Origin of the sequence: Streptomyces profundus (assembly GCF_020740535.1) — a bacterium.
In the GTDB taxonomy this organism is placed as follows: domain Bacteria; phylum Actinomycetota; class Actinomycetes; order Streptomycetales; family Streptomycetaceae; genus Streptomyces; species Streptomyces profundus.
The window spans coordinates 5,047,027-5,060,432 of the sequence record NZ_CP082362.1 but is presented as its reverse complement, the minus strand read 5'-3'; the positions used below and the strand labels follow the sequence as shown (position 1 = coordinate 5,060,432).

12 protein-coding genes are annotated in these 13,406 nt (G+C 72.0%); 7 read left to right on the top strand and 5 right to left on the bottom strand.

Annotated features, from left to right (window positions below):
- Nucleotides 1–139 precede the first annotated feature (139 nt).
- Together K4G22_RS22310 and K4G22_RS22305 are read left to right on the top strand one after the other, a co-directional pair.
- The gene (locus K4G22_RS22310) at nt 140–1,537 is read left to right on the top strand and encodes an MGH1-like glycoside hydrolase domain-containing protein (RefSeq protein WP_228082116.1); all 1,398 of its coding nucleotides are present in this window, start codon (nt 140–142) and stop codon (nt 1,535–1,537) included.
- A gap of 40 nt (nt 1,538–1,577) precedes the next feature.
- Nucleotides 1,578–3,500, top strand: a complete 1,923-nt coding sequence (locus K4G22_RS22305; RefSeq protein ID WP_228084192.1) for an amylo-alpha-1,6-glucosidase — start codon at nt 1,578–1,580, stop codon at nt 3,498–3,500.
- Here K4G22_RS22305 and K4G22_RS22300 read toward each other — a convergent pair.
- From K4G22_RS22300 to K4G22_RS22290, 3 genes are all read right to left on the bottom strand, one after another.
- The gene (locus K4G22_RS22300) at nt 3,497–4,114 is read right to left on the bottom strand and encodes a DUF4291 domain-containing protein (RefSeq protein WP_228082115.1); all 618 of its coding nucleotides are present in this window, start codon (nt 4,112–4,114) and stop codon (nt 3,497–3,499) included. The genes K4G22_RS22305 and K4G22_RS22300 overlap by 4 nt on opposite strands.
- 6 nt (nt 4,115–4,120) lie before the next feature.
- Nucleotides 4,121–5,257 (bottom strand): tRNA dihydrouridine synthase DusB, encoded by a 1,137-nt coding sequence (gene dusB, locus K4G22_RS22295; protein WP_228082114.1) that lies wholly within the window; start codon nt 5,255–5,257, stop codon nt 4,121–4,123.
- Between the two features lie 116 nt (nt 5,258–5,373).
- On the bottom strand, nt 5,374–6,756 hold the full coding sequence (locus K4G22_RS22290; protein WP_228082113.1) for a glycine--tRNA ligase: 1,383 nt from the start codon (nt 6,754–6,756) through the stop codon (nt 5,374–5,376).
- 264 nt (nt 6,757–7,020) lie between these two features.
- Between K4G22_RS22290 and K4G22_RS22285 the strand changes: the two genes are divergently transcribed.
- The 4 genes from K4G22_RS22285 to K4G22_RS22270 all read left to right on the top strand — a co-directional run bounded on the left by K4G22_RS22285 (nt 7,021) and on the right by K4G22_RS22270 (nt 10,324).
- The gene (locus K4G22_RS22285; protein ID WP_228082112.1) at nt 7,021–8,097 is read left to right on the top strand and encodes a metal ABC transporter substrate-binding protein; all 1,077 of its coding nucleotides are present in this window, start codon (nt 7,021–7,023) and stop codon (nt 8,095–8,097) included.
- A 72-nt stretch (nt 8,098–8,169) separates the two neighbouring features.
- Nucleotides 8,170–8,937: a metal ABC transporter ATP-binding protein gene (locus tag K4G22_RS22280; RefSeq protein WP_228082111.1), complete on the top strand. Its 768-nt coding sequence runs from the start codon at nt 8,170–8,172 to the stop codon at nt 8,935–8,937.
- Between the two features lie 29 nt (nt 8,938–8,966).
- On the top strand, nt 8,967–9,842 hold the full coding sequence (locus tag K4G22_RS22275; protein ID WP_228084191.1) for a metal ABC transporter permease: 876 nt from the start codon (nt 8,967–8,969) through the stop codon (nt 9,840–9,842).
- Nucleotides 9,843–9,901: 59 nt separating this feature from the next.
- Nucleotides 9,902–10,324, top strand: coding sequence for a Fur family transcriptional regulator (locus K4G22_RS22270; protein WP_228082110.1), 423 nt, complete (start codon nt 9,902–9,904; stop codon nt 10,322–10,324).
- Between the two features lie 40 nt (nt 10,325–10,364).
- On the opposite strand, the gene K4G22_RS22265 is transcribed toward K4G22_RS22270, so the two are convergent.
- Both K4G22_RS22265 and recO read right to left on the bottom strand, forming a co-directional pair.
- A complete protein-coding gene (locus K4G22_RS22265) occupies nt 10,365–11,189 on the bottom strand; it encodes an isoprenyl transferase (protein ID WP_228082109.1) in 825 nt (274 codons plus the stop codon).
- Between the two features lie 121 nt (nt 11,190–11,310).
- Nucleotides 11,311–12,060, bottom strand: a complete 750-nt coding sequence (gene recO / locus K4G22_RS22260; RefSeq protein ID WP_228082108.1) for a DNA repair protein RecO — start codon at nt 12,058–12,060, stop codon at nt 11,311–11,313.
- A gap of 151 nt (nt 12,061–12,211) precedes the next feature.
- Here recO and K4G22_RS22255 point away from each other — a divergent pair, with 151 nt between their 5' ends.
- Complete coding sequence (locus K4G22_RS22255) at nt 12,212–13,387, top strand: PP2C family protein-serine/threonine phosphatase (RefSeq protein ID WP_228082107.1); 1,176 nt, start codon at nt 12,212–12,214, stop codon at nt 13,385–13,387.
- Nucleotides 13,388–13,406 lie beyond the last annotated feature (19 nt).

The following is a 13,406-nucleotide window of genomic DNA, read 5'->3' as shown; positions in this document are numbered from 1 at the left end:
CTCACCCCCCGGAGCTTGTGAAGTAGATATTACAGCGGTACTTTTGCGTGTTAAGTAGACGTAACTCTACGGTACCTTCGACAAAACATCGCGCGCCGTCGCGCCCCGACGACAGCGCCAGAAGTCCATCGGAGTTCACGTGGATCGCGCTGATCAGTCCACCAGCCCGCACTCAACCGCATACAACGAAGCGCGCCGCGTGCTCACGGGGAACTGGGCCGGGGCCTCCACCGTCCCCTCCCGCTCCCTCTACCCGCACCAGTGGAGCTGGGACTCGGCGTTCATCGCCATCGGCCTGCGCCACCTCTGGCCGCTGCGCGCGCAGCGCGAGCTGGAGACGCTGCTGGACGCGCAGTGGGACGACGGCCGGGTGCCGCACATCGTGTTCAACCCGTCCGTTCCCCTGACGGCGTACTTCCCCAGCCCGGACTTCTGGCGCTCGTCGACGGCCGGCGGCGCGGCCGGGGCGCCGCGCGAGGTGGAGACCTCAGGACTGGTGCAGCCGCCGGTGCACGCGCTGGCGGCCTGGCTGACGCACCGCGCCGATCCGGCCACCTCCGCCAGGCGGGGGTTCCTACGGCGGGTCTACCCGCGGCTGGTGGCCTGGCAGCGGTATCTCACCGAGGCGAGGGATCTGGGCGGGCAGGGGCTGGCGTCGATCGTCCACCCCTGGGAGTCGGGGATGGACAACAGCCCGTGCTGGGACGCGCCGCTGTCGCGGATCGAGCCGGTCGGCAGCGAAACGTTCCACCGCGCCGATCTGGACCACAGCTGTCCGGCCGACCGCCCCACCGATCTCGACTACGGGCGGTATGTCCGGCTGGCGGAGAACTACCGCGACCACGGCTACCACGACGGGAGCCGCTGCCACCGGTTCGCCGTGGAGGATCCGGGCGTCAACGCGCTGCTGGCGATGTCGGAGCACGCGCTGGCCGCGATCGCCGGCGCGCTCGGCCGGGACCCGAGCGATCATCTGGTCCGGGCCGAGGAGCTGACCACCGCGCTGGTGAAGCGGCTCTGGGACGACGAGGCCGGCCTCTTCCTCAGCCAGGACGTGATCGCCGGCGAGGCCATCCACGAGTACAGCGCGGCCGGTCTGCTGCCGCTGATCCTGCCGGGGCTGCCTGACGAGACGGTGCGGGCGCTGGTGGCCACCGCGCGCGGGCCGCGCTTCGGGCTCGGCCACACCACCAGGATGGTGCCCAGCTACGACCTGACGGGCGCCTCGTTCGACCCGGCCCGCTACTGGCGCGGGCCGGCCTGGTTCAACGTGAACTGGCTGATCGAGCGCGGTCTTCGACGCCATGGCGAGCTGCTGCTGGCCAACGCGCTGCGCGCCAACCTCGTCTCATCGGCGGCGAGTTCGGGCTATGCGGAGTATGTGGACCCGGCCTCGGGCGAGGCCCGCGGCACCCGGGACTTCAGCTGGACCGCCGCCGTCACCATCGATCTGCTGGCCGACCCGCCCGCGCCGGCGAGCGGGTCGGGCATCGAGCGTCGGCACCGGGAGCGGCTCGTCCCCGTCCCGTCCGACTGACGCCACCACCCATCCCAAGTTCATAGAAGGAGTCGCGGTGATCCCGACGCACCACTGTCTACTCGTCCAGGACGGCACGTTCGCGGCCGTGGGCGAGGGCGGTGACATCACCGGCGAGCGGGGCAGCAGCCCCGACGGACTGTTCGCCCGCGACGCCAGGCACCTCAGCCGCTGGCAGCTCACCGTGGACGGCGGCACGCCGACCGTGCTGGTCCCCACGGCCGGTGGGCCGCGCGGCCCGAACCCGGCCAGCGCCAGCGCGGTGCTCACCCCGCCGGGCGGCAGGACGGACTCCCCCGCGCTCACCCTCTTCCGCGAACAGACTCTGAGCGAGGGCCAGTTGACGGAGCGGATCCGGATCAACGGGAACGCGGCCCAGCCGGTCACCGCGCTGGTGGCGATCACCGTGGACGCCGACTTCGCCGACCAGTTCGAACTGCGTGACGACCACCGCTGGTATCAGAAGCCGCACGCCGTGCGGACCCGCCAGGCGCTGCCCGACGGCGTGGAGTTCGGCTACCGCCGGCGGGAGTGGCACTCCCGGACGGTGATCACCGCCGAGCCGGCGCCCGACGCCGTCGAGGAGACCGGCAGCGGCGCCCGACGGCTGTGCTGGCGCGTGGAGTTGCCGCCGCACGGCGAACGGACGCTGGAGCTGCGGGTGGTGGCCCATCCCCATGGCGCGCGCGACCAGGCGGCCGAGCGGCAGCCGGGCGAGCGGCGGCCGGCGCCCCGGTTCGCCACGGACCTGCCGGAGTTGACGCGGGCCTGCGCACAGGGGCACGCCGACCTCGCCTCGCTGCTGCTGCCGGTCGCGGGCGCCGAGGGCGAGACGCTGCGGGTGCCGGCCGCCGGAGTCCCGTGGTTCCTCACGCTGTTGGGCCGGCACGCGCTGATCACCTCGCTCTTCGCGCTCTCCACCCACCCGGAACTGGCCCGTGACACGCTGCTGGCGCTGGCCGCCACCCAGGCGACCGAGGAGGAGCCGGAACGTATCGCCCAGCCGGGGAAGATCGTCCACGAGGTGCGCCACGGGGAGCTGGCGCACTTCGGACAGGTCCCCTACGGGCGGTACTTCGGCGCGGTGGACAGCACCCCGCTCTTCCTGGTGCTGCTGGGCGAACACGCCGAACGCACCAGGGACGACAAGCTGGCCCACCGCCTGGAGCGCGAGGCGCGGGCCGCGGTCTCCTGGATGTTCGACCACGGCGGCCTGGGCGAACACGGCTATCTCCGCTACCGCGCCGACGAGGGCGGCCTGGCCAACCAGAGCTGGAAGGACTCCCCGGGCGCCATCTGCTTCCCCGACGGCTCGCCGGCCAGGGGCACCATCGTGGCCGGCGTCGCCCAGGGCTACGCCTACGCGGCGCTCACCCGCGCGGCCGAGCTGGCCCGTGGCGTCTGGGCGGACCCGGAGTACGCGGACCGGCTCACCGCCTCGGCCGACGCGCTGCGCGCCCGCTTCCTCGCCGACTTCTGGCTGCCAGAACAGCGGTTCCCCGCCCTGGCGTTGGACGGCGAGGGCCGTCGCGTCGAGACGCTCGGCTCGGACGCCGGGCAGCTGCTGTGGACGGGCATCCTGGACGCCGAACGCGCGGACGCCGTCGCGGCCCGGCTGCTGGAGCCGGCGTTCTTCTCCGGCTGGGGCATCCGCACGGTGGCCGCCGGGCAGGACGCCTACCATCCGCTCTCCTACCACCGGGGCGGCGTCTGGCCGCATGACAGCGCCATCGCCGCGCTCGGCCTGGCCCGCTGCGGCCAGCACGAGCGGGCCGGGAAGCTGGCCGGCGGGCTGCTGGCGCTGGCGGCGGCCAACGACTACCGGATGCCGGAGGTCATCACCGGCTACGGCCGCGACGAACACCCGGCGCCCGTCCCCTACCCGCACGCCTGCTCGCCCCAGGCCTGGGCGGCGGCTGCCCCGTTCGCCCTGCTGGAGGCCCTCGAAGGCGGCGTGTCCTAGGACTCGCCCCGGCTCGGCAGCAGGTGCGCCAGGTCCGACTCGTCGACGGGACAGGGGGGTTCGGCGGGCAGCAGGCCCCGCGCGGCGTCGAGGTCGCCGTCCCGCACGAGGCCGTGGACGCGGTGGGCCAGCGGGGTGATGTCCTCGATGGCGACGATCCACTCGTCGGCATAGCGGGCCACCGCCTCGCCGGAGAGCCCGAGTTGCAGGGAACGGTAGGGCAACGGGCGGAGCAGCAGGTCGCGTTCGGGGTCCCACTGGACGCGGGTCGGGGCCGCGCGCAGCGCGCGCCGCCAGGCGTCGTGGTCGGCGTGGACGGCCCGGTCGTGGTGGGAGAGGCAGGCGTGGCGCAACGCCCAGGCGAAGCCGGCGCGGCTGATCTCGACGGCGAGGACGGTCTCCTGGCCCTGCTTCGCGCCCCAGCCGCAGCGGTACATCATCCACAGGAAGGACGGCTTGATCCAGGTCATCCGCTCGCGCTTCCAGCTCGCGGGGAAGCGTCCGTCGCGCGCCGCCGGCCGGCCGATCGACGGCGGGTACGCCTGGTAGACGGTGAGGGTGTCGGGGGTGTGCGCCGCGCGGATCTGCCGCGCGGGGGGCGTCTGCGGCGTCATCGTGAACTAACCACCGGAGGTGGCGAGTTCGGCGTCGGCGCCGATGTGGGCCGCCGTGTCGGGGTCGTCGAGCCAGCCGTCGGGGAGGACGACGCGGTTGCGGCCCGAGGTGCGGCCACGGGGCCCGTCCGCGCCGGTGGGCCAGGGCTGGTCGAGGTCCAACCCGTCCAGCAGCGCGGCCAGTTCGTCCAGCGAGCCGGCCGTGGCCAGGGCCCGGCGGGCGTCCGAGCCGACCGTGAAGCCCTTGGTGTACCAGGCGACGTGCTTACGGAAGTCGATCACGCCCCTGGCCTCGTCCTCCTGCCACTCGCCCAGCAGCCGGGCGTGCCGCAGCATCACCTCGGCGACCTCGCGGAACGAGGGCCGGGTGTAGGCGTCCCGGCCCTTGCCGTCGAAGGCTGCGACCAGGTCGGCGAAGAGCCAGGGCCGGCCCAGGCAGCCGCGTCCGACGACCACCCCGTCGCAGCCGGTCTCGCGGACCATCCGCAGCGCGTCATCGGCCGACCAGATGTCGCCGTTGCCGAGCACCGGGATCTCGGGGACGGCCTCCTTGAGGCGGGCGATCGCCGACCAGTCGGCCTCGCCGCCGTAGTGCTGGGCGGCGGTGCGGCCGTGCAGTGCGATGGCGGTGACGCCCTCGTCCACGGCGATCCGGCCGGCGTCCAGATAGGTCAGATGGTCGTCGTCGATGCCCTTGCGCATCTTCATGGTGACCGGCAGGCCGCCCGCGTTGCGCACGGCGTCGCGCAGGATGGCGCGCAGCAGGGGCCGCTTGTAGGGCAGCGCCGAACCGCCGCCCCTGCGCGTCACCTTGGGGACGGGGCAGCCGAAGTTGAGGTCGATATGGTCGGCGAGGTCCTCGTCGGCGATCATGCGGACGGCGCGGCCGACCGTCTCCGGGTCCACCCCGTAGAGCTGGATGGAGCGCGGCTTCTCCCGCTCGTCGAAGTGCACCAGGCGCATGGTCTTGGCGTTGCGCTCCACCAGCGCCCTGGTGGTGATCATCTCGCTGACGAAGAGGCCGCGCCCGCCGGAGAACTCGCGGCAGAGCGTGCGGAACGGGGCGTTGGTGATCCCGGCCATGGGCGCCAACACCACCGGCGGGTCCACCGGGTGGGGGCCGATCTGCAAGGTCTTGCCCATCGCGCGTTCCTTCGTCATGGGGTGGCGGCCGGTCTCCCATTGTGCGCCCCGGCGCGACGCGGCCCGGCCCCCCGTGGGGTCACGGGGGGCCGGGCCCGGTGTCCGACGGAGATCGGTCAGCAGCCGATCAGGCGGGAGGCGAGGTAGCCCTCCACCTGGTCGAGCGAGACCCGCTCCTGCTTCATGCTGTCGCGCTCACGCACGGTGACCGCGTTGTCCTCAAGGGTGTCGAAGTCGACCGTGACACAGAACGGCGTGCCGATCTCGTCCTGACGACGGTAGCGGCGGCCGATGGCGCCGGCGTCGTCGAACTCGATGTTCCAGTGCCGACGGAGGGCCGTCGCGAGGTCCTTCGCCTTGGGCGACAGCTGCGGGTTGCGGGAGAGCGGCAGCACGGCGACCTTGACGGGGGCGAGACGGGGGTCAAAGCGCATGACGACCCGCTTCTCCAGCTTGCCCTTGGCGTTGGGCGCCTCGTCCTCCCAGTAGGAGTCGAGCATGAAGGCCAGCATGGTGCGGCCCACGCCGGCGGCCGGCTCGATCACGAAGGGGGTCCAGCGCTCGCCGGCCTCCTGGTCGAAGTAGCTGAGGTCCTGCCCCGACGCCTTGGCGTGGGCGCCCAGGTCGTAGTCGGTGCGGTTGGCGACGCCCTCCAGCTCACCCCACTCGGAGCCGCCGAAGCGGAAGCGGTACTCGATGTCGGCGGTCCGCTTGGAGTAGTGGGACAGCTTCTCCTTGGGGTGCTCGAACCAGCGCATGTTCTCCTCGGAGAGACCGAGGTCGCGGTACCAGTTCCAGCGCTGTTCCATCCAGTAGATCTGCCACTCCTCGTCCTCACCCGGCTTGACGAAGAACTCCATCTCCATCTGCTCGAACTCGCGGGTACGGAAGATGAAGTTGCCCGGCGTGATCTCGTTGCGGAAGGACTTGCCCATCTGCGCGATGCCGAAGGGCGGCTTGCGGCGCGAGGTCTGCTGCACGGCGGCGAAGTTGGTGAAGATGCCCTGGGCGGTCTCGGGCCGGAGATAGGCGATCGAGGCCGAGTCCTGCGCGGGGCCGAGGTGTGTGCTCAGCAGCCCCGAGAACTGCTTGGGCTCGGTGAAGGCGCCCTTGTTGCCGCAGTTCGGGCAGTTCAGGTCGGCGAGGCCCTGCGCCGGCGGGTGCCCGTGCTTCGCCTCGTACGCCTCCTCCAGGTGATCGGCCCGGAACCGCTTGTGACACGAGGTGCACTCGGTGAGCGGATCGGTGAAGGTGGCCACATGGCCCGATGCCTCCCAGACCTCGGTGGCCAGGATGACCGAGGAGTCGATCCCCACCACGTCGTCCCGCGAGGTCACCATGGCCCGCCACCACTGGCGCTTGATGTTCTCCTTCAACTCCACGCCCAGGGGGCCGTAGTCCCAGGCGGCGCGCTGTCCGCCGTAGATCTCACTGCTGGGATAGACGAAGCCACGGCGCTTGCTGAGGCTGACGATAGTGTCGATCTTGTCGGCGGCCACGGTGCTCTCTTCAGGACGAGGGGAGACAGGGAATTGCCTCAGGTTACCGGCGCCTGCGGGGGCCGCAGCAAATCGGTTGTCCAAGATCGGCCGCGGGCGCGCGCCCCGGCCGGAACCACGGCCGGAACCGTGGTCGAAAAGGCGGACAGATCGCCGTACGGAAACCGTCGCCCCACCGGGAGATCCCGGTCACGGGCGGTTTCTCGTCATTCACCCTATTGATCCGTTTGACAATCGTTTCCATCTAACTTGAAAATGGCTGTCATGACCGGACGACGACGCTCTCGCGCTCGAATAGCCCCCGCCGCCCTCACCGTCGCGGCGCTGCTGACCCTGACCAGTTGCGGCCTGTTCGACGACGGGGGCGGCGGTGACGACGACGGTGGCGGCGGCGCGTCCGAGGGCCCGCTGAACGTGGTCTCGTCCTTCTACCCGATGACCTTCCTGGTCGAGCGGATCGGCGGGGAACACGTCTCGGTCACCACCCTCACGGGCCCCGGCGTCGAGCCGCACGACCTCGACATCAGCCCGCAGCAGACGGCCGAGGTCGCCGATGCCGCGCTGGTCGTCTACCTCAAGGGCCTCCAGCCCGCCGTGGACGAGGCCATCGAGCAGTCCGCCACCGGCCAGATCGCCGAGGCCAGCGCCTTCACCCCACTGGAGATCCACGAGCCCCAGGACGAGGGCGCCCACGAAGAGGACGGGCACGCCCACGAGGACGAAGGCGCCCACGAGGACGAGGACGCCCACGGGGACGAGGAAGCCCACGAGCACGAGGACGACCACGACCACAGCCACGAGCACGACCACGACATCGACGGCCGTGACCCCCATGTTTGGCTTGATCCGGTGAAGTACGCGCAGGTCGCCCAGGGCGTCGGCGCGGCGCTGGCCAACTCGGATCCGGACAACATGGCCGACTACGACCGCGCCACCCAGGAGCTGGTCACCGAACTGCACGCGCTGGACGAGGAGTTCAGCGAGGGCCTGGCCGATGTCGAGACCGACACCTTCATCACCACCCATGAGGCCTTCGGCTACCTCGCCGCCCGCTACGGCCTGCACGAGGAGTCGATCACCGGGCTCGACCCGGAGTCCGAGCCCAGCGCGGCGCGGATGCGCGAGCTGCGGGAGATCGCCGAGCACGACGGGGTGACCACCGTCTTCTTCGAGACCCTGGTCAGCGACACGACGGCGCAGACCCTCGCCGACGACCTCGGCCTGCGCACCGACGTCCTCGACCCCGTCGAGGGAATCACCGACGACTCCCCCGGCGCTGACTACCTGGAGGTCATGCGGCACAACCTGGCGGCCCTGCGGGAGGCGCTCGGCGCCGCCTGACGGGGGCGGACCACTCCCCACAGCCGGCGTCGAAGACCGGCGCACCACCGAACCAAGGAAGCGGAGACGGCCATGAAGCGTGAGGCAGAGCCCGTCATAGCTCTCGACGAGGTCACCGCCGAGCTGGGTGGGCGGCCCGTGCTGCGCGGCGTGGACCTGACCCTGCGGCGTGGCGAGGTGGTGGCGCTGCTCGGGGCCAACGGCTCGGGGAAGTCCACGGCCGTGCGCGCCGCCGTCGGCCAGGTGCCGGTGACCGGCGGCCGGCTCACCGTGTTCGGCACGCCCGTGCGGCGGTTCGGCGACTGGGCCAGGATCGGCTATGTGCCGCAGCGGTCCACGGCCGCCGGCGGGGTGCCGGCCACCGTGCGGGAGGTGGTCACGGCCGGGCGTCTCGCCCGGCGGCGGCTGCGCCCGCTGCGCCGGGCCGACCGCGCGGCCGTGGACCGCGCGATCGGCCTGGTGGGCCTGGCGGACCGGGCCACCGACCCGGTGGACGCGCTCTCCGGCGGGCAGCACCAGCGGGTGCTGATCGCGCGGGCGCTGACGGCGGACCCTGAGCTGCTGATCATGGACGAGCCACTGGCCGGCGTCGACCTGGCCAGTCAGCGGGTGCTCGCCGACACCCTGCGCGCACAGGTCGAGGGAGGCGCCTCCGTGCTGCTGGTGCTGCACGAGCTCGGCCCGCTGGCGCCGCTGATCGACCGCGCGGTGATCCTGGCCCAGGGCCTGGTGGAGCGCACCGTCGAGCATCCGGCGCAGCTGCCGGAGAGCCACGCCTGCCACCCGTCGGACGAGCTGGAGCCGTCCGCCGAGCCGACGCTTCAGACGGGCATCCTGTGATGACCGCCACCACGCTCGCGGGCGCCGGAGTGTTCGAGCTGCTGGACTACCCGTTCATGCAACGCGCGCTGCTCTCCGCGCTGCTGATCGGCCTGGCCGCGCCCGCGGTCGGGATCTATCTGGTGCAGCGCCGGCAGGCGCTGATGGGCGACGGCATCGGGCATGTGGCGCTGACCGGCGTCGCGCTGGGCTTTCTGCTCAGCACCAACCCGGTGTGGATGGCGGTGGTCGTCTCGGCGATCGGCGCGGTGGCGATGGAGCTGCTGCGCTCCTCGGGCCGGGCGCGCGGCGATGTGGCGTTGGCCATGCTCTTCTACGGCGGCATGGCCGGCGGTGTGATGATCATCAATCTGGCGCCCAATGGTTCGACGGCCAATCTGACCTCGTACCTCTGGGGCTCGGTGACCACGGTCTCGCCCGACGACATCGTGGCGATCATGATCCTCTCGGCGCTGGTGCTGCTGGTCTGCCTGGGGCTGCGCCGGCAGCTCTTCGCGGTCTGCCAGGACGAGGAGTTCGCACGGGTCACCGGGCTGCCGGTGCGCACCCTCAACCTGCTGCTCGCGGTCACGGCCGCCGCCACGGTGACGGTCGCGATGCGGGTGGTGGGGCTGCTGCTGGTGAGCGCGCTGATGGTGATCCCGGTGGTGGCGGCCCAGCAGGTCAGCCGGGGTTTCGCGGCGACGCTGGCGCTGGCCGTCGGCTTCGGCGTGCTGGTCTCGGTGGCGGGCACCACCACGTCGTACTACGCGGACGTGCCGCCGGGGGCGACCATCGTGCTGCTGGCGATCGGGCTGTTCGCCCTGGTCTCGCTGCTGTCGCTGCCGCTGGCCAGACGCCGCTCCCGACACGCGGCCGAGACCGCGCGCCAGGAGGCGGCCCCCGTCACGGCGGGGCGGTCCTGACCGTCGGCACGGGCTACCCTGGGCCGGCAGGGGATGCGAACGACGTGCAGGAGGTACCCGTGGGGACGGCAGAACCGCCGGTGCGCGGTCGATCGACACGCCAGCGGGCCGCGGTGGCGGCGGCGCTGGCGGATGTGGACGAGTTCCGCAGCGCTCAGGAGCTGCACGACATGCTCAAGCACCGGGGGGACTCGGTCGGTCTGACCACCGTCTACCGCACCCTTCAGTCGCTCGCCGACGCCGGCGAGGTGGATGTGCTGCGCACCAACGAGGGCGAGGCGGTCTACCGCCGGTGCAGCACCGGCGAGCACCACCACCACCTGGTCTGCCGGTCCTGTGGGCGGGCGGTCGAGGTGGCGGGTCCCGCGGTGGAGAGCTGGGCGGACGCCATCGCCAAGGAGCACGGCTTCGTCGACGTGGACCACACCATCGAGGTCTTCGGCACCTGCGGCGAGTGCGCCGCGGCCGAGCGCTCGTCCTGATCGGGTCGGGCGCCGCCGTCCGGCGGCGCCCGACCCGGGATCAGCGGGCGGCGCCGCGCTCCTCCTCGTTGGGGATGGCGCCGCCGAAGCGGCGGTCCCTGGAGGCGTACTCCAGGCAGGCGTCCCAGAGGTTGCGGCGGTCGAAATCCGGCCAGAGGGTGTTCTGGAAGACCATCTCCGCGTACGCGCTCTGCCAGATCAGGTAGTTGGAGGTCCGCTGCTCGCCGGACGGCCGCAGAAAGAGATCCACGTCCGGCATGTCCGGGTAGTACATATAGCGCGCCAGGGTCTTCTCGTTGACCTTGTCCGGCGAGAGCCGGCCATCCGCCACGTCCTGGGCCAGGCGGGAGGTGGCGTCCACCAACTCCGCCCGACCGCCGTAGTTGACGCACATGTAGAGCGTCATGGCGTCGTTGTCCTGGGTCACTTCCTCGGCGTACTTGAGCTGGTTGACCACGGACTTCCACAGCTTCGGCTGCCGACCGGCCCACCGGACCCGCACGCCCAACTCGTTGAGCTGGCCCGTTCGTCGAGCGATCACATCCCGGTTGTAAGCCATCAGAAAGCGCACCTCGTCGGGCGAACGCTTCCAGTTCTCGGTGGAGAACGCATAGAGCGAGAGGTTCTTGACGCCCAGCTCCAGACAGCCGGCCACCACGTCGAGCACCACGCTCTCGCCGATCTTGTGACCCTCGGTGCGCGGCAGCCCGCGCTCCTTGGCCCAACGGCCGTTGCCGTCCATGACGATCGCCACATGCCCGGGCACCAGGTCACGGGGCAACCTCGGCGGCCTGGCTCCACTCGGATGCGGGGCGGGTGCGCGATAGTCGCGACGCTGCCGGGACAGTATTCCGCGGCGGCTCATGGGGCACTCCAGGGGTGAGACGGTCCTGCGGGGAGCGTATCCCCTCCCGGGCCCGAGCCACGAACGCCGAGGGGGCCAGCCCGCCCGGGAGCGATGGACACCGGCGACCCCGGCCGCCGGCTCACGCCTCGCGGACGAACCGCAGCGAACGCAGGCCCCGTTCGAGGTGCCAGTGCAGATAGGCGGAGACCAGCCCGTTGCCCTCCCGCACATGCCTGGCCTCGGCCGCGTCCGCCGTCTCCCAGTCGCCGGTGAGCAGCGCGCCCAACAGCAGCAGCGCCTCCGAGGACGGCACCACGCTGCCCGGCACCCGGCAGTCGACACATATCGCGCCGCCGGCCGCGACCGAGAAGAACCGGTTGGGGCCCGGCAGCCCGCATCTGGCGCAGTCGGCGAAGCTGGGCGCGTACCCGCCCACCGCCAACGACCGCAGCAGGAACGCGTCCAGCACAAGACCGGGCGTGTGGGTCCCGGCGGCCAGCGTGCGCAGCCCGCCGACCAGCAGCAGATACTGCTGGACGTTGGGCTCACCCTCGTGGTCGGTGAACCGCTCCGCCGTCTCCAACATCGCGGTGCCCGCCGTGTAGCGGCCGTAGTCGGTCACGATGTTCTGCCCGTAGGGGGCGATGCCCTCGGTCTGGGTGCACAACGGGAGGCCGCGCCCCACCAGCGTGCTGCCCCGGGAGAAGAACTGCACGTCGACATGGCTGAAGGGCTCCAGCCTGGCGCCGAACTTCGACTTGGTCCTGCGCACCCCGCGCGCCACCGCCCGCACCCGGCCATGCCCCCGGGTGAGCAGGGTGATGATGCGGTCCGCCTCCCCGAGCTTCTGGGTGCGCAGCACGATGCCGTCGTCGCGGAACAGGGTCATGCCCACCATTGTCGCCCCCGCCCACCCAACCCGGCATCGCCCCCGCCCACCCAACCCGGCATCGCCCCCACCCGCCCGTCCCCGGTCGGCGGATCGTGGCCGAGCGCCTCGTCCGGTCATCGGCGAAGGTGAAGGGGTGAGAGGTGAAGGGGTGTACCGCCGCGCAGTGCCGCCCCCTCCCGGCAGGTGGCCGGACGGTCGATCCGGCATCCCCGAACTGGAGCCGCCCATCCGGATCGGGCGCTGGAACGTGTCCTGGATCTTTCCCGCGCTGCTGCTGGTCGGCGTCGTGGTGGCCGACTGGAACGCCGCCGAGCATCTGCGGATCGTCACCTGGATCGCGGTGGTCCCCGTGTTCGCGGCGGTGATGTGCGGGGTGGCGACCACCGTCGGCTTCGCCGTGGCGACCATCGCGACGGCTGCCGTGCTGGAGCAGGCGCTACAGCACCGCTACCCCATCACGCTCAGCGACTTCCTGCTGGTGGCCACCGCGTCCGCCCTGTCGGTCGGCGCCTCGGCGCTGCGCGTGCGGGCCTACCGGCAGGTGCGGCGCCTGGAGAACGCGGCGCAGGCCACCCGCCTCGCCGTGCTGCGTCCGATCCCGCCCAGGATCGGCGGGGTGGAGACCGCCGACGCCTATCTGGCGGCCGACCGGGCGGCCAAGGTCGGCGGCGACTTCTTCGACGTCCAGCCGACACCGCACGGCGCCCGCGTGCTGCTGGGGGACGTGCAGGGGAAGGGGACCAACGCGGTGGACGCGGCGGCGGCGCTGCTCAGCGCGTTCCGCGAGTCCGCCTACTACGAGGCGGACCTGAACGTGGTGGCCCAGCGCCTGGAGAGCCGGATGCGCCGCCACAACCACTATGTGTCGCTGCTGGGCGAACGGGGCGAACGGTTCGCCACCGCCGTGCTCGTCGGCCTGCCGCCGACGGACACCGGGTGGTTGGAACTGGTCAACTTCGGCCATGCCGGGCCGCTGGGCGTGACGGACGAACGGGTGTGGTCGCTGCCCGAGGCCGAAGGCGCGCCGCTGGGGATGACCGAGCTGACGGGCGAGCTGCCGCCGGTGCGGCGGGTCGACTTCCCCGCCTCGGCGACGCTGCTGCTCTTCACCGACGGGGTCACCGAGGCACGCGACCGCCGCGGCGCGTTCCTGCCGCTCGTCGACGAGCTGCGCACGGCCGTCGACACCTCGCCGTCGGCGCTGGTCACCCTCGTGAAGGACGCGGTGCTGCGGCACACCGGGCGCCGCCTCACCGACGACACCGCGATCCTCGCCGTGCGCCGTGACCCCGATCCGCCGCCGGACGACGGTTCCTACGGCTGACCCCCGAGTGGCGAAAGAA

Bases quoted from the DNA above. Each gene is read 5' to 3' on its own strand.
- K4G22_RS22300 (WP_228082115.1), bottom strand. From the start codon at position 4,114: ATGACGCCGCAGACGCCCCCCGCGCGGCAGATCCGCGCGGCGCACACC.
- dusB (WP_228082114.1), bottom strand. From the start codon at position 5,257: ATGGGCAAGACCTTGCAGATCGGCCCCCACCCGGTGGACCCGCCGGTG.
- K4G22_RS22285 (WP_228082112.1), top strand. From the start codon at position 7,021: ATGACCGGACGACGACGCTCTCGCGCTCGAATAGCCCCCGCCGCCCTC.
- K4G22_RS22280 (WP_228082111.1), top strand. From the start codon at position 8,170: ATGAAGCGTGAGGCAGAGCCCGTCATAGCTCTCGACGAGGTCACCGCC.
- K4G22_RS22265 (WP_228082109.1), bottom strand. From the start codon at position 11,189: ATGAGCCGCCGCGGAATACTGTCCCGGCAGCGTCGCGACTATCGCGCA.
- recO (WP_228082108.1), bottom strand. From the start codon at position 12,060: ATGACCCTGTTCCGCGACGACGGCATCGTGCTGCGCACCCAGAAGCTC.